The 26,189-nt window shown below is 38.2% G+C and carries 23 protein-coding genes and 1 pseudogene; 14 read left to right on the top strand and 10 right to left on the bottom strand.

Annotated elements, in window-relative coordinates; genetic code table 11:
- Positions 1 to 141 precede the first annotated feature (141 nt).
- Positions 142 to 681 carry a translation initiation factor IF-3 gene (infC, locus tag M9949_10670; protein ID MCO5251868.1) on the top strand — a complete coding sequence of 180 codons (540 nt, stop codon included), beginning with the start codon at positions 142 to 144 and terminating at the stop codon, positions 679 to 681.
- Between the two features lie 5 nt (positions 682 to 686).
- Here the strand turns inward: infC and M9949_10665 are convergent, their stop codons facing one another.
- Positions 687 to 3,059, bottom strand: coding sequence for a T9SS type A sorting domain-containing protein (locus M9949_10665; GenBank protein ID MCO5251867.1), 2,373 nt, complete (start codon positions 3,057 to 3,059; stop codon positions 687 to 689).
- Positions 3,060 to 3,164: 105 nt separating this feature from the next.
- Positions 3,165 to 5,540 (bottom strand): T9SS type A sorting domain-containing protein, encoded by a 2,376-nt coding sequence (locus M9949_10660; GenBank protein ID MCO5251866.1) that lies wholly within the window; start codon positions 5,538 to 5,540, stop codon positions 3,165 to 3,167.
- Positions 5,541 to 5,700: 160 nt separating this feature from the next.
- On the opposite strand from M9949_10660, the gene M9949_10655 reads away from it, so the two are divergent.
- The 8 genes from M9949_10655 (at position 5,701) to M9949_10620 (ending at position 11,656) form a co-directional block, all read left to right on the top strand.
- Positions 5,701 to 6,432 carry a ribonuclease H-like domain-containing protein gene (locus M9949_10655; protein ID MCO5251865.1) on the top strand — a complete coding sequence of 244 codons (732 nt, stop codon included), beginning with the start codon at positions 5,701 to 5,703 and terminating at the stop codon, positions 6,430 to 6,432.
- 82 nt (positions 6,433 to 6,514) lie between these two features.
- Positions 6,515 to 6,967 (top strand): hypothetical protein, encoded by a 453-nt coding sequence (locus M9949_10650; GenBank protein MCO5251864.1) that lies wholly within the window; start codon positions 6,515 to 6,517, stop codon positions 6,965 to 6,967.
- 13 nt (positions 6,968 to 6,980) lie between these two features.
- Positions 6,981 to 7,928, top strand: a complete 948-nt coding sequence (murQ, locus tag M9949_10645; GenBank protein MCO5251863.1) for an N-acetylmuramic acid 6-phosphate etherase — start codon at positions 6,981 to 6,983, stop codon at positions 7,926 to 7,928.
- Positions 7,925 to 8,551 carry a tetratricopeptide repeat protein gene (locus M9949_10640; GenBank protein ID MCO5251862.1) on the top strand — a complete coding sequence of 209 codons (627 nt, stop codon included), beginning with the start codon at positions 7,925 to 7,927 and terminating at the stop codon, positions 8,549 to 8,551. Before murQ ends, M9949_10640 begins: the two co-directional genes overlap by 4 nt.
- A gap of 15 nt (positions 8,552 to 8,566) precedes the next feature.
- Positions 8,567 to 10,225: a DUF6029 family protein gene (locus M9949_10635; GenBank protein ID MCO5251861.1), complete on the top strand. Its 1,659-nt coding sequence runs from the start codon at positions 8,567 to 8,569 to the stop codon at positions 10,223 to 10,225.
- Positions 10,226 to 10,247: 22 nt separating this feature from the next.
- Positions 10,248 to 11,090: an Omp28 family outer membrane lipoprotein gene (locus M9949_10630; protein ID MCO5251860.1), complete on the top strand. Its 843-nt coding sequence runs from the start codon at positions 10,248 to 10,250 to the stop codon at positions 11,088 to 11,090.
- A gap of 44 nt (positions 11,091 to 11,134) precedes the next feature.
- Positions 11,135 to 11,419, top strand: coding sequence for a DUF2007 domain-containing protein (locus M9949_10625; protein ID MCO5251859.1), 285 nt, complete (start codon positions 11,135 to 11,137; stop codon positions 11,417 to 11,419).
- Positions 11,420 to 11,422: 3 nt separating this feature from the next.
- On the top strand, positions 11,423 to 11,656 hold the full coding sequence (locus M9949_10620; protein MCO5251858.1) for a NifU family protein: 234 nt from the start codon (positions 11,423 to 11,425) through the stop codon (positions 11,654 to 11,656).
- A 4-nt stretch (positions 11,657 to 11,660) separates the two neighbouring features.
- On the opposite strand, the gene M9949_10615 is transcribed toward M9949_10620, so the two are convergent.
- The gene (locus M9949_10615; protein MCO5251857.1) at positions 11,661 to 13,268 is read right to left on the bottom strand and encodes a hypothetical protein; all 1,608 of its coding nucleotides are present in this window, start codon (positions 13,266 to 13,268) and stop codon (positions 11,661 to 11,663) included.
- Between the two features lie 208 nt (positions 13,269 to 13,476).
- Between M9949_10615 and M9949_10610 the strand changes: the two genes are divergently transcribed.
- Both M9949_10610 and gcvT read left to right on the top strand, forming a co-directional pair.
- The gene (locus M9949_10610) at positions 13,477 to 14,013 is read left to right on the top strand and encodes a helix-hairpin-helix domain-containing protein (protein MCO5251856.1); all 537 of its coding nucleotides are present in this window, start codon (positions 13,477 to 13,479) and stop codon (positions 14,011 to 14,013) included.
- A 67-nt stretch (positions 14,014 to 14,080) separates the two neighbouring features.
- Positions 14,081 to 15,178, top strand: a complete 1,098-nt coding sequence (gene gcvT, locus M9949_10605) for a glycine cleavage system aminomethyltransferase GcvT (protein ID MCO5251855.1) — start codon at positions 14,081 to 14,083, stop codon at positions 15,176 to 15,178.
- Positions 15,179 to 15,239: 61 nt separating this feature from the next.
- Here gcvT and mcrC read toward each other — a convergent pair whose 3' ends face one another.
- From mcrC to M9949_10575, 6 genes and pseudogenes are all read right to left on the bottom strand, one after another.
- Positions 15,240 to 16,313: a 5-methylcytosine-specific restriction endonuclease system specificity protein McrC gene (gene mcrC / locus M9949_10600; protein ID MCO5251854.1), complete on the bottom strand. Its 1,074-nt coding sequence runs from the start codon at positions 16,311 to 16,313 to the stop codon at positions 15,240 to 15,242.
- Between the two features lie 28 nt (positions 16,314 to 16,341).
- Positions 16,342 to 17,358 (bottom strand): AAA family ATPase, encoded by a 1,017-nt coding sequence (locus M9949_10595; protein ID MCO5251853.1) that lies wholly within the window; start codon positions 17,356 to 17,358, stop codon positions 16,342 to 16,344.
- A gap of 39 nt (positions 17,359 to 17,397) precedes the next feature.
- Positions 17,398 to 17,643 (bottom strand): annotated as a pseudogene (locus tag M9949_10590) (winged helix-turn-helix domain-containing protein).
- Between the two features lie 1,456 nt (positions 17,644 to 19,099).
- A complete protein-coding gene (locus tag M9949_10585; GenBank protein MCO5251852.1) occupies positions 19,100 to 20,224 on the bottom strand; it encodes an anhydro-N-acetylmuramic acid kinase in 1,125 nt (374 codons plus the stop codon).
- Positions 20,225 to 20,316: 92 nt separating this feature from the next.
- The gene (locus tag M9949_10580; GenBank protein MCO5251851.1) at positions 20,317 to 20,889 is read right to left on the bottom strand and encodes a hypothetical protein; all 573 of its coding nucleotides are present in this window, start codon (positions 20,887 to 20,889) and stop codon (positions 20,317 to 20,319) included.
- Positions 20,890 to 20,911: 22 nt separating this feature from the next.
- Positions 20,912 to 21,931, bottom strand: coding sequence for a Gfo/Idh/MocA family oxidoreductase (locus tag M9949_10575; protein ID MCO5251850.1), 1,020 nt, complete (start codon positions 21,929 to 21,931; stop codon positions 20,912 to 20,914).
- A gap of 166 nt (positions 21,932 to 22,097) precedes the next feature.
- Between M9949_10575 and M9949_10570 the strand changes: the two genes are divergently transcribed.
- Positions 22,098 to 22,844 (top strand): NAD-dependent deacylase, encoded by a 747-nt coding sequence (locus M9949_10570; protein ID MCO5251849.1) that lies wholly within the window; start codon positions 22,098 to 22,100, stop codon positions 22,842 to 22,844.
- The gene (acpS, locus tag M9949_10565) at positions 22,841 to 23,215 is read left to right on the top strand and encodes a holo-ACP synthase (protein MCO5251848.1); all 375 of its coding nucleotides are present in this window, start codon (positions 22,841 to 22,843) and stop codon (positions 23,213 to 23,215) included. The genes M9949_10570 and acpS overlap by 4 nt, the downstream gene beginning before the upstream one ends.
- A 3-nt stretch (positions 23,216 to 23,218) precedes the next feature.
- Here the strand turns inward: acpS and M9949_10560 are convergent, their stop codons facing one another.
- Entirely contained in the window at positions 23,219 to 23,635 is a 417-nt protein-coding gene (locus M9949_10560; GenBank protein ID MCO5251847.1) for a secondary thiamine-phosphate synthase enzyme YjbQ, read from the bottom strand.
- A 121-nt stretch (positions 23,636 to 23,756) separates the two neighbouring features.
- Here M9949_10560 and pheT point away from each other — a divergent pair, with 121 nt between their 5' ends.
- Entirely contained in the window at positions 23,757 to 26,171 is a 2,415-nt protein-coding gene (gene pheT / locus M9949_10555; protein ID MCO5251846.1) for a phenylalanine--tRNA ligase subunit beta, read from the top strand.
- Positions 26,172 to 26,189: the final 18 nt, after the last annotated feature.

Below are 26,189 nucleotides of genomic sequence, written 5' to 3'. Positions count from 1 at the left end.
GAGGTAAAATAGCACTATGTGGTTTTTTTTTATTATTTTTAACAAATAGAAATACTGTATTTAGCACAATTTTGTATTATTAACATTTTGAGGAACTGATTGAAGTCAATTTATTTCGCGCATTTTGTAGCCCCAAGGGGTATGAAAGAACCACAAAAATCTCACAGGACTAACAACGAAATTAAAGTACCCGAAGTACGTGTCATTGATGCCGAAGGTGAAATGCTTGGCGTTATGAAAACTCGTGACGCTATTAAACTTGCTGAACAAAAAGAGCTTGATTTGGTAGAAGTTGCACCAAAAGCCGAACCACCGGTGTGTAAAATCATTGATTTCGGCAAATTTGCATATGAATTGCAGAAAAAAGATAAGTTGCAAAAACGCAACCAAGTCCAACAGCAAATGAAAGAAGTCAGATTCAAATGGAGAACTGACACTCACGATTTTAATTTCAAAGCTCGTCACGCCCGTGCTTTCCTCGAAGAAGGCAACAAGGTGAAGGCTTCCGTTATGTTCCGTGGTCGCGAAATTACTCACCAAGAAATCGGCAAAGAACTCTTGATGCGATTCATCGAAGAATTGCAAGATATAGCTAAAGTTGACGTATTGCCCAAAATGGAAGGCAGAAATCTGTCTGTTATTCTATCTCCTGACCCAACGAAAATCAAGAAAACGAAATAAATTAGCTATTGCAGAATAATTTTTTCTACTAAGAAATTTAGACCATCGGTGACATGAATGAAATACATTCCCGATGGTAATTTTTTATCTGCTAAATTAATCGGGACTGAACTTGCATCCGTTTCTAACTCTGCCCGATAGATTTCTTCACCTACAAGGTTACGAATTATAATCGTTCGCGGAACAAAATGGGCGCAATGCACTGTCAGCAAATCTCTTGCCGGATTTGGGTATATAAACATCTGTGGAATGGTCAAATCCGAAACTGACGACACATAATCATCATCTCCACCGGACTTTACCTCTCCGGAGGGTTTGTAATTTGTGTTAATAATTTCAAATGGCTCAGACCAAATTTCACCACATTCATTCCAGAATTTGTATTTGTAAATGCCGGATTTGAGATTTGTGTTGTAGCCACCAATGTAGAAAGCATGGAATTTTTCGAGGTAACCGGTGATTTTACGTTCTTCAACTTTTCCCAAGGGTTCATCTTCGAAATACAGTTGTGCATACAGTATTGGTCCATGCGAATAAACAGCACAATTCTTATGTGGCAAGTAGTTGTCTTGATTGACTATCGTTGGGGGGAATTGCTTTCTAACTTCAGGCGAACCTTTGACTTCGAGATAAATTAAGCCCAAATATTCGAGTTCTCCGCTTTCTTTATGTTGTCGCCAAGCTTCGTAGGAACCGGTATCATCCACTATTACCCAAGTAAAATCAAGTTTATGTGTTCCGTTGCCTTTGATACGGAAATTGGGAACAAGGGACTTCTTGTCTTTGTGCCAAATGTAATTGTAATTTTCTTCACCATCATTTGCTTTTTCAAATTCGAGGACTCCTTTGTCGAAAGTGCAATAAATGACATCTTCATTGCCCCAATATACATTTACAGTATTAGTTACCAACGTTGTGCAAGGATGCGTGATAACGCAATAATATTTGCCAACGTCAGATGGCACAGCCATGCGTGGAAAGCCTCTTTCTCCCAAATCATAATTCGAGGCGGACATATGATATTCGGATTTGACACTCGAGTCATCTTGGAACCACTCAAATTTGCACAATCTATTGCTATAGATATAAGTCCTGAGTTCGACTTGACCGGCATAAAAATTAGCTCTATCAAGAACAACAAAATCCTCCGGCTGTCTCGTAATAAAAGGTAAAAAAGCAGGGTCTATTGTGAATAGTTGCGAATTTTGAGAAATATCAAATTCCGGCATCGTTACCCTGCAATAATAGGCTATCGCATCTTTATTTTGAACGTCGTTTATCTGAAGTCTTTTGGTTTTGGTTCCTACAAACTTTTCTGATTCTTTAACCAGCCTCAGCCCGGTATTGTACCATTGATATTCTAATTTGGCATCAACCAATGTTTCGACTTCTACCTCGAGATATGCAGTGCCGCCTTCGCAATCGTCGTAATCAAACCCAATATTGTGAATTTTCATATAAAAACCATCGCCAATAGAGGTGTAAATAGTATCCTTTCCGCAGCGCCCCTCAGCGATGCAAAAGTATGTGCCTCTGTCGGAATATACCATATCTTTAATTATCAAATGGTCAGACCAAGCTCCGCTGATTCTGCCGCCATCTTTGAGTGCGATGATTTCCGGCACTCTTGTAAAAACATTTAAAGTGTCGCGATACCAGCGAAATTTAGTATTTCCGGCTTCTTCCAAATCCAAGGAGTGAATTCCCACTTTGAATTCTGCCGTTGCTTTATATGTCCATTGTTTACTAAGCGGGGCAACTGTAAATTGAGTTTTTGTTGATACAAATACGCTGATAGGACTGCTCATAACTGATTGACACGAATAATCGGATGATACGACGCATTGGTAAGTGCCATTTAATTCATACTCTGCATTCTCGAAAATCAATGCTGTCTTGTTCGCACCGGGGATTAATTTCCCGTCTCTGTACCATTGATATTTTAGTCCGCTACCATCGGCATCAATCTTCAACACGATTGGCTCGCCTTTGCATACAATTGCAGATTCGGTTTGGGAAGTGATTTTCGGAGTAGTGGCGATTCGTATATTATCAACTCTCGCTATTTGGTCGCTTAATTCGCCGTTGTCAACAATGATGTTTAAATCTATATCATACCAATAAGGGTCATCAATAATCAAAGTAAATTCGTTTCCGCTAAAACTATTGGTCAACAGTTTTGATTCGCCGAATTGATATTCAGCCAAGCTAATTCTTACGTTTTCAACATTATCGCTGAATTTGATAATAAGTGGAGAATCCGAACAAATTACAGAATATGGCTCCGGGCTGACAATATCAAGTTTCTCTTGAGCAAATGAAATTTGAAAATGAAGAAGCCCAATTATGATTAATTTCAAAATATTATTTCGTGACATAAACACTCCGATTGAATTCATACCATTGTTTTTTTTAGGCAAAGAACATCTATTCAGATATTATAAACATCTAATTTAACTAAAAGCACAGAACGGTTTCTAAGGCTATTCGACTATAAATCTATCATACAGAATTCGAGAACCATCTGTTGCTTGAATGAAATATGCGCCTTTAGGCAAATTATATCCTGATAAATCTATTATCACCGAATTAGAATGGTTTTCGATTGCTATTTTATCTATTTCGACGCCTAATAAATCTCTAATAGTTATAACTGAAGCTTTTAAGTCCGCAAAATGTACAGTCAGATAATCTCTTGCCGGATTTGGGTATATAAACATCTGTGGAATTGCAAAATCCGAGACAGAAGACACATAATCATCGTCTCCACCGGGCTTTACTTCGCCCGAAGGCTTATAATTTGAGTTAATAATTTCAAATTGTTCAGACCAAGATTCGCCACATTCATTCCAGAATTTGTATTTGTAAATGCCGGATTGTAGATTTGTATTATAGCCACCAAGATAGTAAGCATGAAATTTGTGGTTGATATTTGTAATTTCACGAACTTCAACTTCACCCAAAGGGGCATCTTCATAATAAAGTTGGGCAAATAGCATAGGTCCATGCGAATAGACAGCACAATTCTTCTTTGGCAAGTAGTTCCCTTCATTGACTATCAAAGCGGGGAATTGCTTTCTAACTTCAGGCGGTCCTTTGACTTCGAGATAAATTTTGCCCAAATATTCGAGCTCTCCGCTTTCTTTATGTTGACGCCATACTTCGTACGAACCACTATCATCAACTATTACCCAAGAAAATTCGAGTTTATGTGTTCCGTTGCCTTTAATTCTGAAATTAGGTACAAATGGTTTCTTTTCCTTATGCCAAATGTAAGTGTATTTTTCTTCGCCATCTTTAGCTTTATCAACTTCGAGGACACCTTTTTCGAAATTGCATAGAATGACATCGTCATAACCCCAAACTACATTTACGGATTTAGTTGTCAATGTTGTACATTGGTGCGTTATAACGCAGTGATATCTCCCGACGTCCGTAGGGACAGCCATACGAGGATTCCAGGGTGGTCCGATCAAATAAGTCGAACTTCCCATACTATAACCAGTGTTGACTAAGGTATCATTTCGGAACCACTCAAATTTACAAATTCTATTACTACTGATTCCTGTCAAAATGGCAAGTTGTCCGATGTATAAATTTTCGCGGTCACGTACTATATAATCTTTCGGCTCGCGTATAATTTCAGGAAGGTAAGCAGGGTTAATTGTGAAAATTTCCGAATTTTGAAATATATCATATTTCGGCATTGTCACCCTACAATAATATGCTTTTGCATCTGCTTTTTGCACATCATTAATTTGCAGCTTTGATGTTTTTGTCCCCACAAATTTTTCTGATTCTTCAATCAGTCTCAGCCCTGTGTTGTACCATTGGTATTCAATTTCGGCATCCACCAATTTTTCAACCTCAACTTCGAGAAAGGCAACGCCGCCTTCACAATCGTTATAATCATATCCTAAGTTGGTAATTTTCATGAACAAGTCATCACCAATAAAGGTGTAAATAGTATCCTTTCCGCAGCGTCCTTCAGCAATGCAAAAGTATCTGCCTCTGTCGGAATGTATCATATCCTTGATTATTAAATGGTCAGACCAAGCTCCGCTGATTCTGCCGCCATCTTCAAGTGCGATGATTTCAGGCGACAAGGTATAAATATTTAAAGTATCGCGATACCAGCGAAATTTTGTGTTTCTGGCTTCCTCCAAATCCAAAGAGTGAATTCCAACTTTGAATCCTATAGTTGCCTTATATGTCCATTGAATATTGAGCGGTGCAACTGTAAATTGAGTTTTTGTTGAAACAAATACGCTGATAGGACTGCTCATAACTGATTGGCACGAATAATCGGAGGAAACGACACAATGGTAAATGCCAATTAAATCATGCTCTGCATTCTCGAAAATCAATGCAGTTTTGTTTGCATCGGGGATTAATTCACCGTCTCTGTACCATTGATATTTTAGACCACTACCATCGGCATCTACTTGCAAAACGATTAGTTCGCCTTTGCAAACAATTGCAGATTCGGTTTGGGAAGTGATTTTCGGGGATATGGCAATTTTTAGTGGGGCTATTTGTGTCAATAATTCTTGTGTTTGAGAATTTTCGATTACAAGTCCTATCTCTTTATCATACCATGCAGGGTCGTTAATTTCCCAAATGAAAGTCGAGCCCGTGAATGATTTTGCCAATAGCTTCCTTTCATGGAATTGGAAATCAATGAGGGAAATATCGACAGCTTGCGTCATGATTTCCTCGAATTGCACGACTAATGCATCGTCTGAGCAAATGACGGCTCCTGTAGCCGGGCTAATGAGCGTAATCTCTTCACTATGCAAATCTGCATAAAGGAACATCAACACCACCAAAATTGAAAACTGTAAACTTAAATTTTTCATGTTTTTTATTTCCTGAATTCTCCTTACTGTAAAAAACAAGTGAAACTTCGTTTTGTTACATTTGAAAGCCATTTTTTTTTTCAAATCGGTAGAAATAAATTAGGTCAATCGCTATAAATTTGATATTTTTAAATCAATTAGAACTTATAAATTGAAAATAATGAATGAATATATAGTTTTTGATATAGAAACATCGTCTGTCAATTGGGATGAACTTAGCAGTTCGCAGCAAGAATACCTGATTCGGAGGGCAGATACACCAGAGGAAATCGAAAAAACCAAGTTTGAAATGTCTCTATCGCCTTTCACCGCACAAGTAGTTTGTATTGGGCTAATCTTTGCACAAAAAAATGAATTAGGCGAATTGGATATCAAAGCCAAATCTGCTTTTTCGGCAAATAACTCATTTGACGAAGATTCACCATTGGAAAAAACTGAACTTGCCGATGGAACGATAAATTTAACCGGCAATGAAAAAGTCATTCTCGAAAAATTTTGGAAAACGCTCGAAGGGCACCCAAGGGCGATTTTGCTATCGTTCAATGGCAGAAATTTCGATTGTCCTTTTTTGATGCTGCGCTCGGCATTGTTGCGTGTGAAAGCATCGCGAAATCTGATGCAAGGTACAAAATTCAATTACGATAAGCATATTGATTTGGCAGACCAATTGACTTTCTTTTCGGGCTCATTTTACGGTCCCACTCGGCGATACAACTTCGATTTCTATTCCCAAGCTTTTGGCATAGTATCTCCGAAATCAGCCGGTGTTGACGGCTCGATGGTGCCACAACTTTTCCGCGACGGCAAAACCGATGTTATAGCCGAATACTGCATGAGAGATGTGGTCGCTACGTGGGAATTATACTTAATTTTGCGTGAGTATTTGATGTAAGAAATATATTAAAATTGAAGTGGGTATTTTGTAACTTTATATCGCTTTCTACGGTCTTTTGATTATTGTACATGGAGAAAAAATGAAAATATTTTTAAAAATTACGATTTTATTGCTGTTGATGATGTCTATAAGTGGATGTTTTGAAGAAAATCCGACTTATATCGAAAATTATGAAATCAACATGCACACCGAATATTTCACGCTTAATCCTAATTTTTGGGAGCAAGACGAAACGACAAGTTTCCAATGGTTCCAAAAATATGCAGTACCCGTGCACAAATTATACAACCCGCAAAATATGTCAGTAATGTGCTACTACAAGAATCGTTATGGCAATTGGGAAGCACTACCTTCAACCAGAATATTCTGGACTGACGAAGGAGTAATATATTCCGATGAGCTTTGGTTCTCCCATGATGCACAATTTCTTTATATTGACTACCGAAATACGATACCAACAAATCCTTTACCACCACAAGACCCATTAAATATGAAAGTCGTATTTATTGACAAGGGTGTAATCAAACAATAAATTAAGCCGAAGCATGCATCCGAGCGACTTATTTAACGAAATATCATCACTGCGAACCGAGCAAATCAATCGTCGTACAGTCACAATTGACGAAATGACGACAGCCGAAATATTGGCTCTCATCAACGATGAGGACAAGACTGTGGCTGCTGCCGTTCAGATGGAATTGGAGCATATCGAAAAAGCCGTAGAAATGATTGTAGATGCTTTTCGTAACAGCGGGCATTTGATTTATGTAGGTGCAGGCACAAGCGGCAGGCTCGGAGTGGTTGATGCTTCGGAATGTCCTCCTACTTTTGGTGCTGCCCCCGAGATGGTCCGTGGAATAATTGCAGGTGGCAAAGAAGCGGTTTTTCGTTCGCAAGAGGGCGCAGAAGATTCCGAAGAATCCGGCAAACAGGCTCTGATTGAAGCGAATATTACCGACAAAGATATTATTTGCGGGATTGCAGCATCAGGCAGGACGCCATTTGTAATCGGAGCTTTGAAATATGCTGAATCAATCCAAGCGGCAACAATTTATATTTCGACATCTTCAAAAGAGAGCATCACTAAATATGGTGTCTCACCCGACGTGATAATTGCACCAAATGTAGGTCCCGAAGTGATTGCCGGAAGCACGAGAATGAAATCCGGAACAGCCCAAAAGTTGATTTTGAATATGCTGACAACTACTTCATTTATAAAAATCGGTAAAACTTACGGCAATGTGATGGTAGATTTGCAGCTTACAAATCAAAAACTTCGCGAAAGAGCCAAACGAATTCTCATTGATATAGCCGGAATTGAATATTCCGAAGCAGAAAATTTGCTTGATAATGCAAAAGGGCATGTAAAAACTGCATTATTAATGAAATTAAGTGATTCAGATTATGATACTGCCCAAAAATTTCTTAATTTAGCTGATGGAAAAATTAAAATTGCGTTAAAAATGATTAAAGATAAGGATTTGAATTTATGAAAAAATTATTGATGATTCTCATCATATTTTTTGGCTGTCTCAGTGTTCATGCTCAACAGCAGAGCATATTGCAAACTGCATATAATGCGTTAAAAAGCAAGAATTATGATGTATCAATCCAGAATTATACAAAAGCCATAGAAATAAACGACCATTATGCACCGAGTTACTACGGGCGTGGTTTGGCTTATTATTATACAGGAAGCTACAGACAGGCACTGCTTGATTTTAACAAAGCTATCGAATTGGATAAGACCATGAAAGATGCTTACTTTGCAAGAGCACTATGCAACACCCAAACATCTGATTATAACAGAGCTATCGAAGATTTGACAAAATTAATCGAGATGAATCCAAAGGATGCAACTGCATATTATGCTCGTGGCAATGCTTATTATTATTTGGAAAACGATTTATTTGCGATGCAAGATTACAGCAAAGCTATTGAGCATGACCCAAGTTACGGGAAAGCTTATTACGGCAGGGCTGTTGTCAGAAAATATCTCAAGCAATATGATTCCGCTTTGAAAGATTTTGACCAATACCTCGAATTAAATGGCAATTCCGACGGTTTGCAAGAGGAAGTGAACCGATTGATAGAAGAAATTTTAGCTCAAAACTAAACAAAAGGACTAATTATGAAATTGATAAATACTGCTCTAATCATTTTATTATTTATTGGAACGCAAAATGCCATAAGTCAGGGATTTGGCGATGGCGGCACCTTGAGTGGCAATTTTCAAATTGATGCTCAAACATATAACGCCGATTCTGTAATCGGCGCTCCCAAAGTTGATGAGCAAATTCTAAGCAATGCATATTTGAACTTGATTTACCGAAATTCAGATATTGAAATCGGTTTCCGCTACGAGAATTATATGAATCCTTTGTTAGGATATGACCCAAGATTTCAAGGGCAAGGCATCGCTTCTCGTTATATTCGATACAATACCGAAATGCTCGACATCACCGCAGGTGATTTTTACGAACAATTCGGAAGCGGACTAATTTTCCGTGCTTACGAAGAGCGTTCTCTCGGATTTGACAATGCCGTTGATGGTATCAGAGTCAAATTCCGTCCTACCGCCGGAATAGAATTGACGGGTTTGCTCGGCAAACAACGTCTATTTTGGGACAAAGGTGCCGGAATTGTGAGAGGAGCAAATCTCAATATTGATTTAAATGAATTGGCAGAAGAAATTTTACCGGATGATTTGAGCGTTCGGCTTGGCGGTAGCCTTGTAAGCAGATTCCAAACAGACAGAGACCCATTTCTCAGATTGCCCGAAAATGTGCTTGCTTATTCGGGACGATTGTCAGTTTCGTCAATGTCATTCATGTTCGATGCCGAATATTCCTACAAATATAATGACCCAAGTAGTACGAATAAGCTGAATTACAATCCGGGTCAAGGGCTATTGCTAACGGGTTCCATCTTTGGTGATGGATTTGGCTTTTCGCTCAACACGCATTGGGTGGACAATATGGATTTCCGGGGCGACAGAACAGCAAGGTCGAATGAATTGTTAATCAATTTCATCCCACCGCTTACGAAGCAACACGGCTACGCTCTATCAGCATTCTATCCTTACGCATCTCAACCAAATGGCGAAGCAGGTGTACAAGCCGAATTTACTTATAAAATCCCCAGAAAAACATTCTTAGGTGGCAAATACGGAACTACTCTTGATGTAAATTTTTCATTAGTCAATTCTATTGATTCTACCGGAATAGACAAATACACTTATGATGCACCATTTTTGGGAATTGGCGACAGAACTTTTTTCCGCGATATAAATTTTGATATTGCTCATCGTTGGTCTGAAAATTTCAAAACAAATCTCAATATCGTAAGTCTTATGTATGATAAGGATGTAATGGAAAATGAAGGAGCACCTAAATACGGTAAAGTCAACGCAAACATTATAATTCTGGATATGACTTACAATACGAGCGAAACAAATGCTATACGCATGGAGTTGCAGCATATGACATCATCGCAGGATTCGGCTTTTTTTGAGCCGGACAACGTTAACGGGGATTGGTTCCATGCCTTGTTGGAATTTACAGTAGCACCGAATTGGTTCTTTACGATTTACGACCAATACAATTACGGAAACGAATTCGAAGACAAACGCATACATTATTTGAATGGCTCGGTAGCTTATCTGACAGGTCCTACTCGCATTCAAGTCGGGTTTGGCAGACAACGCGGCGGTATAATTTGTGTAGGCGGAGTTTGCCGTGCAGTACCGGCTTCTAACGGCTTATTTTTATCATTAACTACATCATTTTAGATTGATTTTTGGGAGAATAAAAATGAAAACATTAAAATATATAATTCCGTCGCTTATACTAATTTCCATGCTGTTTTATTCATGCGATATAATCGAGCCGCCGTACGAAGAAAATTTCACTCCTGTAGAAATTGATTCGACTAAGAAGAAAGTGCTTATCGAGGATATTACCGGATTTCGCTGCGGCAATTGCCCTGAAGCAGCAGCCTTAGCTCACGAAATTGTCGAGCTATACCCTAACAATGTCATTGTAATTGCAGTTCATGCAGGTGCTTTAGCGGTACCTACTCCATCACGTAAGTATAATTTCCTAACTCAAGCCGGACAGGATATAGCAAATAGATTCAATCTGCCTGCTACACCATATGGTTTGATTAACAGAAAAGCTGTTGGCGGTCAATTTCTATTAAGCCCGAAAGCTTGGGCAACCGCAGCTACGGCTCAAATTCAACTTGATGCAGTCTATAAGTTAGAATTAGCTGCGGAATTTGAGGGTTCGAGCAAAACGATTAACCTCGAAGCAAATGTAAAGGCGCTGGCAATGGGAGCGAACAATCATTTTATCGCGGCATATATCATCGAAGATAGTGTGATTCAATATCAACAAGACGACAGGCTTTATCCCAACATTCATGTCGAAGATTTCGTACATATGCACGTTTTGAGAAGTGCTATGAATGGTTCGTGGGGAACTGAACTCAGCGATGAACCCTTGCTGCTTAACCAAAGCATCAAGAAGAATTTATCATTCACTATTCCTGAAGAAAAAGACTGGGTGCCTAAGAATCTTTCGCTCGTTGTTATGATTCGGGACAACGATACAGAGGAAATCTTGCAGGTTGAAAAAGTGAAATTGATAAAATAATGCGACAAAAAATAAAATGCACTAATTGTTTGAACGAAATTGAAATGAGTTCGATTTGCCCTATTTGCGATTCGGAAAATGAAGTCACATACGATAAGAACAAGGAGTGGGAAGTAGTTTATACTACCAATAATGTAATAGAAGCGGAAATGTTTGCTGCAAATATCGAGGGTGCCGAAATTCCTGTTCATGTGATGTCTCAGATTGATTCAACAAGGATGTTCACTGTTGGGGACCTGGCAATTGTCAAAATATTTGTGCCCTATCCATTCCTACTTGCCGCTTCTCGGATAATTAAGTCAATTGAAGACACCGATATAGAAGGCTGAGAAATGGACAATGATATAAAGCGAAAAATTCAAGATGTGATTGAAAATGACATCAAAGGATTTATAGAAAGCGACGGTGGCAAAATTAAGTTTATGGGATTCGAGGACGGAATTGTCAAAGTTCGTCTCTCCGGAGCTTGTGCACATTGCTCGGCGATAGATTATACTTTAAAAGGCGGAATCGAGAAGATTTTGCAACTTCAATTGCCTGAAGTCAAATCTGTAGAATTAGTCTAAAAAATTATTCTAAGTCAATATCTCTGCCGAAAACTGTCGGCAATTTATAGTCATGATTGCCAAATGCCGAAAATAATTGGCGAGTGGAAAATATTATACCGCCAAATCTCTTTTCGTCCATATTATATGCGAAATCAACTCGAAAAGTATGACTGGGCGACGCTGATTTCGTAAAATGAATACGAAAGCCTGCACCAATCGAGCTATGAAATTTTGAATCGGTAATCTTAGTTTCTCGCTTCCAAACCGAACCAATATCATAAAAAATGGCACCCGAAAAATTGAATATCCAAAAAGGTAAATCCGGGAACCATCGTAGTTCAGTGTTCGATAATAATCTGTTGTCGCCGACTAATTCATTAGCTCTATAGCCGCGCAAACCACGCAAATCATCCAGAATCAGTTGCCTGAATGCAAACCAATTCCATGTGGTTTGTTGCCAAATTCGGGAAGTTAATATCAATCCATCGGCAATTTTATAAAATGCAGTACCAAGGAAGTCCTGATAGGTATATTTTGCAATACTACCTTTGAACGATGTCGCTCCTGTCATCATAGCAAACATATATAAATTGTCGCTATATCGCGAGATTTCGCCTTGTGCACCAACATAGAAGAGATTTTCGCCATTTCTACCCAAAGAGAAAATCTTGCCCAAAGTTGCTGAGCCATAGCCACCAACCGGCATATCTTCGAGATTGTAATAATTTATTTTCCTGACTGTATAAAAATCTTGCGACACCGATGAAAATTGCAATAGAAATTTTCCGGAATTATCGTATGCTTGCCTTACTCCGAGCGATCCTCGGTCAGTTTTGTCCAATTCGACACCAATTGCTGCAAAAATCCTGTCGTGTCGCATCCAAGCTCGAGATATTTGGAATTTGCCAACTTGAATATGAAATGGGTCGAGAATTTTATCCTCAGTTGTATTAAAAATAAAATTACTACCGAAGGAATTGGCAAATGAAAGTCCATAAGAAAACTTGGTATCTAAGGTTCTGAACGGTTTGCCCAATGCAGCGAATTGGTCTGTACGATATTGATTAGCAGTCAATGAGAAATTCCCGCCAATTTCGCTTCGGAACAAGCGCCTTTGAGACAAACTCAAATTGCCCTGCCAGCCTATGTCATTCACAGACCGATATAAGGCTTCGGCACCTATGTAAGTGCCGGTACCTGCAAAATTATGTTCTTCGAGCCGCGCACCATAATTAACTTCACCGCCGCCCGTTCCAAAAAGTAGAGCAGGATATGTTGACCAGCGGTCTTTAGTAGTTATGAATACGTCGTAGGAATTAAAACCGATGGAATCCACTTCCAATACTACATCTGTGAATAATCCAATCGCCCTAATATTTCTCTCAGTTTCCATCAAATAGTCATAGTCTGTCATTTCGTTCTCGGCAAATAACAATTCGTCGCGTATGATATACTCATAAGTCCTAGTATGCAACGAATTCATCAACGGCGAAAGAAAGAACCAATCAGGGTCATTTGGTTCAAACACCTCACGTCTCTCGATGTATATCTTACCAACTCTAATTTCCGAAGCCGGCAATTCGAGACTGAGAATAACAATCACTGACAACAAAATAAAAAATCTAATCATATTTTTCCGAATTCATATACCAAATAAACGATATAGTCCAAATATTAATGGACAAACAAAAGAATTCAAAAATACAAATCAATAGTGTTTATGCGATTATCAAAAATGAAAATTTTTATAAAAATTAGAAATTTTATTTGCATAAATGGTAGCAGTCTATTAATTTAGTAATATAGTAAACGATGTTCCGATAAAATCATTCTGCAAAATGAATCTATTGGATATAAAAAGCAAAATCAAAAGCCTCACAATGATGACAGGTGCGGAGCTTACTGCCGTATTTATTATCCTATCGGGACTTGCAGTCGGGTTGATTTTCAATGCAACATCCGGCAATTCAAACCACAAAAGCTCCAATAATATTGATTCGCTGCAAAAGCAATTAATCAGTTCCGTAACCGAGCAGTTTCGTGATTCAGCAGTCGGTATTGAAGTAAAGGAAATGGCGATAGTCAATGAAATCGCTCCCGAAAGTGATTTGCTTGCAGAGGCACAAGAAGTAACTTTAGCCAAATCTGAAAATAAGTCGGTGTTTGCATCCAAAGGCTCCGTAAAATTGATAGACCTCAACAAAGCATCGAGAGTACAATTGATGCGATTGCCCGGAATTGGCGAGAAAACTGCCGAAAAAATCATCGAGCACCGAACTTCAAACCCATTCTCCAAACCCGAAGATATTATGGACGTGAAAGGAATAGGACCCAAGAAATTCGAGAAAATGAAAGACATGATTGAAGTTAGGTAAAAATTCCTTAATTTTATGTTTTGAAATTGTACAAATTGAAAGAAAATTAATTCGAGGTAATAAAACAATGATTAAGACTACAAAATTTACAGAAATTCACAAGTCGCTCAATGCCAAGATGGTAGAATTCGCGGGCTTTACAATGCCTATTCAATACCCGGGCGGTATCATTCACGAACATAATATTATCCGCGAAAAAGTCGGCATATTTGATGTTTCGCATATGGGCGAATTTGAAGTAAAAGGACCACAAGCATTAGACTACGTTCAGAAAATCACTACAAATGACGCTTCCAAACTTACTATCGGCGCTGTCCAATATTCGGCGATGTGCTACCAAGACGGCGGAATCGTTGATGATTTGCTCGTTTACAAAATTGCCGACGACGAGTATATGCTCGTTGTCAATGGTGCAAATATTGACAAAGATTGGCAATGGTGCGTGGACAACAAAAGCGGTTTCGATATAACATTGAAAAATTCATCTGACGATATCAGTCTTTTAGCACTCCAAGGACCATTTTCGCGAGATACTTTGTCAAAATTGACTGATTCGGATATAAGCGAAGAAAACCAAAAGTTCTACAGTTATCAAATGGGCAAAGTCGCCGGAGTTGATATGATTATTTCCCGCACAGGTTATACGGGCGAACTCGGATTCGAGCTTTATTTCGGTGGCGATGAGAACACTGCCAAAAAGGTTTGGGATGCACTTATGGATGCCGGAAAAGAATACGGCATAGAAGCTGTCGGATTGGGTTGCAGAGACACGCTGAGACTCGAAAAAGGCTACTGCCTCTATGGTAATGATATTGACAATACTACAAACACAATCGAAGCAGGTTTGGGTTGGATTACCAAGATTAACAAAGGTGATTTCAACGGAAAAGAAGTGATTTTGAAAGTAAAAGAGAACAAGCCAAGCCGTCATTTGGTCGGATTTGTGGTAGCTGCCGATAAATTCATACCACGTCACGGTTACGAAATATTTTCCGGCGACACGCAAATCGGGCACGTTACAAGTGGAAATCTCTCTCCTACTCTCAATAAGCCAATCGGGATGGGTTATGTATCTCCCGAATTCCGCGAAGCAGGCTCAAGCATAGAAATTGCTGCTCGCGGCAAAAGATTCCCGGCAGAAGTCATTAAAATGCCCTTTTTGTAGGAGTTAGGACTATACATAAAAATACTCCTGCCAATTAGTGAGGTAAGGGGGGGATGAATGTTTAATGTTGAGGCTCTGAATCTTTTTCCAGTTCAATTATTTCTTTTAAACGTGATGAAATATCTCTCCAATCCGAATGTAAGTTAACGGTCCTAATCAATATTTTATGCCCCAAGTATTGAAAGTTTAAATTATAATCATTTGTGATTTTTGGGTAAAGCAAAATACCTGTTGCGTTAAGAGTTTTCGATTCCTCGTTTTGTTGGTTCAGAAGATATGCGAATAATTGGTAAAGATTGGCTGATTTTATAATTTCCTTACCATATCGAATTGACATTGTTTCGCGGTAAAACTTGGCATCAATGATGATTTTTTCTTGGTCATTTTCTAAAGTTATGTCAGTTTCCATTTGTGGCAAATATTTGTTATTTTCATTGTCTGTGTTATCAAATTGCCACTTGATAGTTTCCTTTTTTACTGTTTTATATTTCCGTTGTTCAATTTTGTAAAAGTTTCTAATAAACGATTCAAAAAGTTGATTCATTTTATTTTCATCTCTTGTGAAGTCTGAAAATTTGAAATGACCTTGTTCTTCAGAAGGGAATGTGTTTTCGTAAACTATTTGACAAACATTCATTACAAAACCGTAGAAACGGTTGTTCCTGTTAAGTTTTACTTGCTTGAACAAAGGCAGTGTGATTTCAATTAGCTCAATTCCTGCTAACATTCTTTGCAAAGAAACTAGTTCTCTTTTTAGTTTATTATCAAGACCTTTGGTTCTAGCTAGTCTATAAATCGTTGAGACAAGAATCCGGTTTGAAATTATGTTGATTGAGAAGTCGTCAAAAGTACATATGGTTCGCTGTTTAAAAAGGAGATTGCTTTTGAGTGTCCGACTAATTTGAATTTTACCTTTGATACCCGCTAATTCGACAGTATGGTCAATATAATTTTTATCAATGCCTCTTTTAAGAAGCATTTTAGTAGCATTGATTAAGACCTTAGCAAAAAGGTCAAGCAATTCTGTGTTGCCATCAATTGATACATTTACTCTTTCCTTCTCGTCTAACTTGTTCCAAGAATAGCAGAGTAAGTAATAAATATTTTGAATAGGTATTTCAATTGGTGCTTGCATATTATTGAATATTTTCACGTTGTTGCGGTTAAATCTTCCTCTTTAATACGTCGAGCTGTGTTTGTACTGTTGCAGCTTCATCAAACCAGATTTCTTCTAAAAGAGGTTTTAATTCAAAATTCAAAATCTCCTCCCACCATTGATTCTCATCTTCATCAAGGTTAAATTTACAAAAATAGCTATGACCAATTTGAAATCCTTCACCAAGATTTATATCTTTCTTGATTTTGCTATTGACTTCAGTTATAGATAAGCAAATATGATTAACCATATCATCCGATAATTTTTTCTCTAAAAGGAAGGTACGGAAATTACCACTATAATCCGGTTGAAGAGTGACAAAAGCAAATCTTCTTCTTAATGCGTAATCAACAATTGCCAAAGAGCGGTCAGCAGTATTCATAGTCCCAATGATATATATATTTTGGGGAACATAAAAACGGTCTTCTTCATCTTCGGCATAAGTTAGCTTCAAGGCAAACTTCTCTTCTCTTTTGTCGGCTTCAATCAGCATCATCAATTCGCCGAATATTTTACTCAAGTTCCCTCTATTTATTTCGTCAATAATGAAAAAGAAAGGTCTGTCAGGATGAGCTAACGCTCTTTGACAGAACAAATAGAAAATTCCATCTTTTAAATCAAAGCCACCATTTTGGGTTGGTCTTAAGCCTTGAATAAAGTCTTCATAGCTGTATGATTGGTGGAATTGAACCATTTCAATGTTTGCATCATTTATCTCATGCATCATTTCATATGCCAATTTTCGAGCGATAAATGTCTTGCCAACTCCCGGAGGTCCTTGCAGAATTATGTTCTTCTTTTTCTTGAGCAAAGATACTGTCTGTAAAAAGTCTTGTTCGCTAATAAAAGGCTTGTCGGAGTCTTCCGAAAAGCTGTATTTCTCAACGTCAATAGCAATTTCTTCTTGAATATCTTTGTCTGCAACAAATTCATCGTCTTGCTTTCTGAAGCTCGCCTGAACAAACTTGAATAATTCATAAGCTTCTTTGTCAGTGAGTGTTTTGTTTTTTCCATACTCTGTCAAAGACCATATTCCACGTTTATCATTAGAAATCAAGTCTCCATCTTTCAAATAATTTCTTGCCCATGCAACTTGATTGTAAATAAGAGGCACACCAGTTTTTGATTTTTGTTCTAATTCCTCTCTTGTAAAATTGAATTCATCAATTACTAGTTTAGTTATCTCAGAAGGTTTTCCTTCACCAACCTTGTTTAAAACTTTTAAAAGTGGGTTGAAAAATCGTAAGAATTTTGGACCTTGTTTGTGGTTTTCAGATTCAGATTTTTCAGAACCATTAGTATCAAACATCAAATCATTTTCAGCAAATACTTCTGCAAGTTCCGGATACAATCTAACATATTCATTTAAAATAAATTCATAAACAGAAGTAGGACTAAATGTATCGGGTCTGAAAAGAGTGATGTAAGTTCCACCTTTACTTCCTTTATGAGTTTTAGAGGTATATTTATAAACTTTGTCAGTAATCCATTTGATTTTTCTACGGTGATTATACCCACCGGCATTCTCTTCATAATAGTAATCACTTTGAATGACTCCTATTCCTATACAAGTATTAACGCCCTTACTAGCAAATATAACATCACCGATATTTGCTGATTTTAGAAGCCAAGCGTTCCAAGTCTGATTTGATTTATTATCTGCTGCCAATCCGGCTTTTAAGTTTACATCTGCATTTGAATTACACATAGAAATATCACCGACATTTAAACTTTCAAATCGAATTGCAACAACTCCTTCATTATAAAATTTATCCCATTCCGAAGCTTGTCTGCCTGGCGAAAATTTGAAGTAATTGCGATTTGATTTGTCAACATTGCTTATGTTCTTTATACTTTCATTGTTCAAAAGATTCAAGTGAATGATTTTGTCGCCCATTTCTTCAAATACTTTGATTATATCTTCAAATGTATTTACAGGCTTTAGCTTGTTGGGCTCAGGTTTAGTCACAGATGACCCCGCATATTGACCGGCAACAGAATCTTTATCAAATTGAACAAAAAACTGATAGCTGTCTTGATGAGAGGTTTTATATTTAGGATATAAAGCTAACCAACAATATGTAGAACCAAAGTTAGCTGTACCATTAAAGTTGACAGTGTGAAGATTATAGTCATATAGTTTTAGTTTTTCTTTTAAATCATCGCCAATAATTTGAAGAAAATAAGAAACTGTGTCTTTAACCGTGTCTCTGAAAAAGAATACATAAAGTATTCGCCAATAATTATTCCAAGCAGTAAAGTAGTCACTGTTCCCAGTAAGGGCTTTATAGTTTGTTAATCCATTTTTGAGTTTTTCAGAATATGAATCAAAATAATCAACATCCTTTGTTCTGATTCTATCCTTAATTTCATTGACAAGTGATCCGCTTACCTTCTGCGATTGTAAAAGTCTTCTGGCTATTTCTGCTCTTAGTAAGTTGACTGGCTTAAAATCCTTTTTTGGGTTGCCATACTCATTGTAAATTTCATCGACTACATTTTTAGGTAGATTATTAAGTGCATCGTATAAATCATCTTGATTTTCGGCATAACTGCTATACTGCTTTGCTAAGTCTGTTATGTATTGAAATTGTTTATTCATATAAATTTTTCTCTAATTGTTTTTTCGTCTTCTTCACATTATTTTAAACAAAATTAGTGATTCATTCCCCATAATTCAAAACAAACTAACATGTTCTCCCTGAGCCGCCTCCAACCATAATTGTAGATATAATAATAGTTCTATGGCGTCACCACTCGTCGCCCTACATTTCATAGCGGCTGCCGAGTATAGTTCGGCGGGAGGCTCCTGTTACAAGGGGCAAGTTTCCGGGCAAACGCTTTAAATTTAATAGTCCGAGATAGGCAAAGGCGATAGCTTCCTTGTAGTCCGAATGAATTCCCCAGTCATCACTTATTGATATTTCGAAATTGGGTAAACGCTTTTGCAATAATCGCATCATGAATTTGTTTGCGGCACCTCCACCGGAAACTATTATCTTGCCGCTTTGTGTGCAAAATGTTTCAATATTGTGGGCAATTGATTCGACTGTGAAATGTGTTAATGTGGCAACAACATCTTCAGCCAAGAAATGTTGGGCAACGATTTTTGCTAAAAAGTGTTGCCCGAAGCTCTCGCTGCCGGTTGATTTGGGTGGTATTTTGAAAATGAAATTATTCGAAAGCAATTCCACCAACAAATCATGTTTCAAAGTACCTGATTCGGCTACTTGTCCTTTGTCGTCAAAATTTTTGGTGAAATAATATTTCATTGCCAAATCTATCAACATGTTCCCTGGTCCTGTATCGAAGGCTTTGATTTTTTGCTTAGGCTTCATCGGCAGATATGTGATATTAGCAATTCCCCCTATGTTCAGGCTTATTACGTCTTTTTCAAGGTTTCGGAAATAGTCTTTGTCGAAAATTGGTACTAAGGGTGCACCTTGACCGCCTAAGGCAATGTCTGCCGAACGAAAATCGAATATAACTTTGAGTCCTGTCCGGTGCGATAGCAGGGGCGCATCAATCAACTGTAGTGTCGAACGGATGCTGTGTTCGCCCATAGCGATAGCCACAGGCTGATGCCAAACTGTTTGCCCATGTACGGCAATTGCATCAATATTTTTTAAAGCTATGTCGGACTTTAAGCATAATTCAATCACTGATTGAGCGTATAATTCGGACAATAATGACGATAAATTGGAAATTAGCGATACACTGATTTCCTTATTTATAACTTGCTCGATAAATTGTCGCGTAGAATTGCTGAACGGAAAAGTATTTGCAGCCAAAAGCTTAAATTCCATCGAATCAGATTTGGCATTAAAATCACATATCGCAACATCAACACCGTCCAATGATGTTCCGCTCATTATTCCGGCTATTACCATAATCAGCCCCTTTTGATTATGTTAGAAATCAATCAATTATCGTGCACTTCATTTTTCGGGCACGATTTCGCAAAATACGAAAATGTCAACTATTATTGTTCTTTGAGTTCATATGGCAAACCAAGGTGCATTTTGATTCTTTCCATCATCATAGATTCTTTAAATCCATTAGATTTCCAGAAATGAACTTTACTTGTGACATGGGATTCCATACCGCTAATTTCTCCGTTTAAAAGTACATAAACCTTGTCATCCGGAGTTTCTCGAACTATGATTTTATATTGCATCCGCCCATTAACCCATACTCCACCGCGAATAAACGGCAAATCGACAGAATAATATCTCATATTTTGGAGAGTTGTGTCGCCGACTGCAAAAATACAAAAGTCGCTTTGAATTGTCCCGCGGTACAAACCTTCGTCGTCTTGTCTGGTATTAGCAGTAATGATTGAACAGTTGATTTCTTCTATAGATTTCTTTGCAGCTTCCCATACAGTATCAAATGTTTGGTCGAGAGTCATTTCATACTTGTCTTTAAGATAAGGGAAGTTGTCTTTAGTTTCGATTGTCTGACCTCGCCAATCGTCTTGTGCAATCAACGATGGGGCAGAAATTATTATGCAAATTAATGAAAATAAAATCGAATTTGTAAATAAGTTTTTCATAATATACCTCAATATTAAAATTCTAAAAATCAATTTCTATAGGAATACCACCGGATTTCATTGATTTATCGGCGGCTTCGAGTATTGCAACCACGTACAATCCCGACTTTCCATCTGTATCAGTATCCACCTCTTTGACGATACAATCATAGAAATGGTTACATTCCTCTTTAAGGGCTTCGTAGTTTTTAATAGCAGGCGACATCATATCGCCAATTCGATATTGGATAAGTGATTCGTAAACATCTTCGCGAGATTTCATTTCAATTCCGCTGTCGAAAATTTTGATTTTCTCGATAGGTTCCATATCATCGAATACGAGCATTTTCCGATTGCCACCGATGATAATTTTGCGAATTTTGACCGGTGAGAGCCAATTAACATGTAAATTCGCCATCATGCCGCTTTCGAACCGAATATTCAAATATGCGATAGATTCGATATCGTTATTATTATATTTATAGGGCGAGATGCCATGTGCAGAAACAGCAACGGGCTTACGGTCTAACAAATATTGCAAAATTGACAAATCGTGTGGAGCCAAATCCCAAAGTACATTGACATCGTGCTGGAAAAGTCCCAAATTTATTCTGACTGAATCAAAATAGTAGATTTCGCCGAGTTCGCCGCTTTCGATTATAGATTTAATTTTGCGGACAGCGGGAGTATAGATAAAAGTATGGTCAACATGCAGAATAACTTTCTGCCGCTTGGCAGTTTCGACGAGTGTTTGTGAGCTTGCAGCGTCAGAGGTCAGAGGTTTCTCGACCCAAGTATGTTTGCCGGATTCAAGTGATCGCTTTGCCAAATCAAAATGCGTATTGACCGGTGTTGCGATTGCTACGGCATCAATAGATGCATCGTCGAAAATTATTCCGGCGTCAGTGACAGCTTTTGCGTTCGGGTAAGATTTTGCAATCTTCTTCAAATGCTCGGCATCAATGTCACAAATGTATTTTAAATTCCAATTCTCCGATGAATTGAAGTTCCTAACTATGTGATTTCCCCAATACCCACAACCAATTACAGCAACATTTTTCATTTTTTCAAGAACATTTTGTTATTATGTAAATTTCATAACATAAATTTATGAAATTCTTTTCAGATTTTCATAAAAAATCGAATAAAAGAGAAATTTTTACTTTGAAATCAATATGAAATCAAAATTTGATTGGATTGTTTATATTTGTAATCATATGGAGAAGAAAATGGATATACCTGAAAAATTAATCGAAATACTGAAAAAAGCTAAGAATGTGGCTATGTTGACGGGCGCAGGAGTGAGTGCCGAAAGCGGAATTAAGACTTTTAGAGACCCCGACGGTTTATGGACAAAGTTTAATCCTGCCGAATTAGCAAGCATTGACGGCTTTATGTCCAATCCCGAACTCGTTTGGGAATGGTACCAGCACCGCAGAGCTATAGTATTCGATGCAAAGCCAAATCCGGGACATTTTGCAATTGCCGAAATGGAAAATTTGTTCGACAAATACACATTAATCACTCAAAACGTTGACAGATTGCACCAAACAGCAGGAGCAACAAATGTACTGGAATTACATGGCAACATAATTGATAATCGTTGCTTAAATTGCAATCGTGATTTCGAGGGTGAAACTTCGTTAGCCGACAAAATTGTGCCTCGATGCACTTATTGCGGGGGCTTAATCAGACCTTGCGTAGTGTGGTTTGGAGAGATGTTGCCCGAAGTGGCATTCATGCAAAGTGAATTGGCAGCAATGCAAAGCGATGTATTTTTCAGCGTAGGCACATCGGGAGAAGTCTATCCGGCAGCAAGTTTGCCATTTGTTGCTCAAAACTATGGTGCAAAGATAGTGGAAGTCAATCCCAATCACACCTCAGTCAGCGATAGTATGGATTTTGTTTTGCGGGGAACTTCATCTCAGGTGTTGCCGTTAATTGTAGAAAAATTAAAAAATCAGGAGACAAAATGATATTTGGAATAGGGACTGATATTGTAGATGTAGAGCGAATCAAACAAGCGATTGAAAGTTATGGACAACGGTTCTTGGATAGAATTTATACCGATACAGAGCAGGAATACTCCGAAAGCTTTAATGACAAAAAATACGTTCATTATGCAGCGCGATTTGCCGCAAAGGAATCATTCAGCAAAGCAATTGGGACAGGCATCACCAAAGGTTTCAAATTCCGCGAAGTGGGAATCAAAAACGAAACAAGCGGCAAACCAATAATGATGCTCGAAGGCGAAATGCTCGAACGATACGGTAAATACAAAATTCATGTGTCGCTATCGCATACTGATGCCAATGCAATAGCTTATATTCTCATAGAAGGCGAGTAAAATTTACTCGCCGATAATTTTGACTAAAACTCGTTTGCGACGCATCCCGTCGTATTCGCCGTAAAAAATTTGCTCCCAGGGACCGAAGTCAAGTTTGCCGGCAGTAATCGCAACAGTGACTTCGCGACCCATGATTTGGCGCTTCAGATGTGCATCGGCATTATCTTCGAATCCGTTGTGACGGTATTGTGAATGTGGCTTTTCGGGTGCCAATCGCTCCAACCACACTTCAAAATCACTATGCAAGCCGCTTTCGTCATCGTTGATAAAGACAGAAGCGGTGATATGCATGGCATTCACAAGAACAAGTCCCTCTTTTATGCCGCTATCCGACACACATTTTTCGACTTCCGGTGTGATGTTTAAGTAGGCTCGACGTGAATTTGCATTGAACCAAAGTTCCTTTCTGTATGATTTCATAAAAAACTCCAAAAAAATATTAAAAAGAATGACAAACATAATATATTTTTTTTAGAAAAATGATTAAATTGCAAGTCTGAATTAGGTTAGAGATTAATAATAAATATGAGATGTTCATTTTATGCTTTTATCGTTTAATTGGTTAAAAGAATTTGTTGATATAAAATCAAGCCATCTTGAATTAGAGGGCATCCTGACTATGTTGGGACTGGAAGTTGACGCTATAAATGATTTATCCGGCAAATACGCAGGGTTCGTTGTTGCCGAAGTAGTGAAAAAGGAAAAACACCCCGACGCAGATAAATTATCAGTTTGTGAAGTTTATGATGGGTCAGAAAATTTGCAAGTTGTGTGCGGAGCACCAAATGTAGAATCAGGTCAAAAAGTAGTTTTCGGCAAAAAAGGTGCAGTTGTGCCAAACGGGGGATTCAAACTCGAAAAACGCAAAATTCGCGGAGTGGAATCCAACGGCATGATTTGTTCGCAAATTGAACTTGAAATGGGCGAAGATGCCGCAGGGATTTGGGTATTGCCCGAAGATGCAACCGTTGGGATGTCTTTCGCAGATTACTACGGCTTGAATGATGTAATCTTCGAAATCAGCATTACGCCCAATAAAGCAGATTGCCTGAGCCATTTGGGTGTTGCACGTGAACTCGCTGCATACTATGGTAGTTCAGTCACAATGCCGAAAGTGGAAATGTACGAAAATGATGATGATGTGAAAAGCGAAATTTCAGTCGAAATAGTTGATGCTGAATTATGCAATCGTTACACAGGAGCAGTAATCAAAAACTGCACAATCGGTCCTTCGCCGGAATGGATGCAAAAGAGATTGCTGAACCTTGGATTCCGACCGATTAATATCGCTGTGGACGTCACAAATTATGTGCTAATCGAAATGGGGCAACCGCTCCACGCCTTCGATTTAGCGAAAATTTTGGGGAATAAAATCATTGTTCGAGCTGCACAAGAAGGCGAAAAATTCACTACGCTTGACGAGAAAGAACGCACACTCGATGCGCAAATGCTCATGATTTGCGATTCCAAACGTCCGGTAGCAATTGGTGGAGTTATGGGTGGTATGAATAGCGAAATTTCAATCACTACTATTGATATTTTGCTCGAATCTGCTTTTTTCAATACATCTTCGGTTAGAAAGACATCGAAAAAACTCGCTCTGCAGAGCGAATCATCATACCGATTTGAGCGTGGCGTTGACATAGAAAATGTTCCTGTTGCGTTGATGCGAGCAGCCGCTTTAATAGCCGAGCATTCAGGTGGCAAGCTTGTCAAGGGCTATGTTGATACATACCCGAAGAAGCATATTCCGCTTGAAATCAGCCTGAATTTTGGCAAAGCAAGGCGATTGATTGGAATTGACATCAGCGACGATAAAATTTGCGAGATTTTGAACAAATTGAATTTCGTCACAATTACCCGAAATGATAATTCTGCTACTTTTCGTGTGCCGGCTTATCGTGTTGATGTGAGCTATGATGTAGATTTGATTGAAGATATAGCGAGATTGCATAATTACGACAATATCGAGCCGAACTACAATTCGATGATTGATTTCGAGCACGAAAGCATTGCGACTCATCTAACGGTGCCGCCCTTACGCAATAGAATTCGCAAATATATGGTCAGCAACGGATTTAATGAAATAGTAACACAAAATCAAATTGACCCGAAATCGGCAGAAATTTTTTCGGATTCGCCCATTATTTTGGCTAATCCTCTTGGGGAAGAATTAAGCAGAATGAGAACTTCACTTTTGCCTTCAGTACTCAAAGTGATTTCCAACAATATCCGCAAAGGCACTAAAGATTTGAAAATCTTCGAAATCGGGAAAACTTTCAGATATGGAGATGATTCCGATTCATTTTTGGAAAATATTATCGAAAATGAAGAATTGATAATTGCCATCAGCGGAAGCCCGGCGCCAATCCAATGGACTCAGCAACGAAATTCGAGCGATTTTTATGACATCAAGGGTATAATACAAGATTTGATGGCAGCGATGAAAATTCAAAAGTACAAATTTGAAGAAGCGGGCAGCACAACCGGCTTTACAGCAATGTCCTTGAACGTCAAAGTTGGCAATCGTGTTATTGGCACTTTCGGTCAAATTGACCCCAAATTTGCACAAATGTATGATTTGGAGCAACAAGTTTTTGCCGGTATATTGAATTTGAGGCTTATTTATGGCACTGAAAACACAAAATATCAATACCTCAAGGTCAGCCCATATCCCGGAATCAGTCGAGATTTGGCTTTCATCTTCGATTCGTCGGTCAAATCTGCAGATATAATGAATTCAATCAACAAGAACGGCGGTGTATTTCTTGTCGGTTTAGATGTTTTCGACCAATTTATTGACAAAAAATTAGGCGACAACAAAAAAAGTCTTGCTTTTACTTTGAATTTCGCCTCTATGACAAGGACATTGACAGATGATGATGTCGAGCGTGATATTATGAAAGTTTGTGAAGTGATAGAATCAGAGTTTTCGGGAATATTGAGAAGAAGTTGAACTAAAAAAAATAGATAG

This window comes from Candidatus Kapaibacterium sp. (genome assembly GCA_023957315.1).
GTDB lineage: Bacteria > Bacteroidota > Ignavibacteria > Kapaibacteriales > UBA2268 > PGYU01.
Note: the sequence above shows the minus strand (reverse complement) of the source record. Positions and strands in the feature narration are given on the sequence as shown.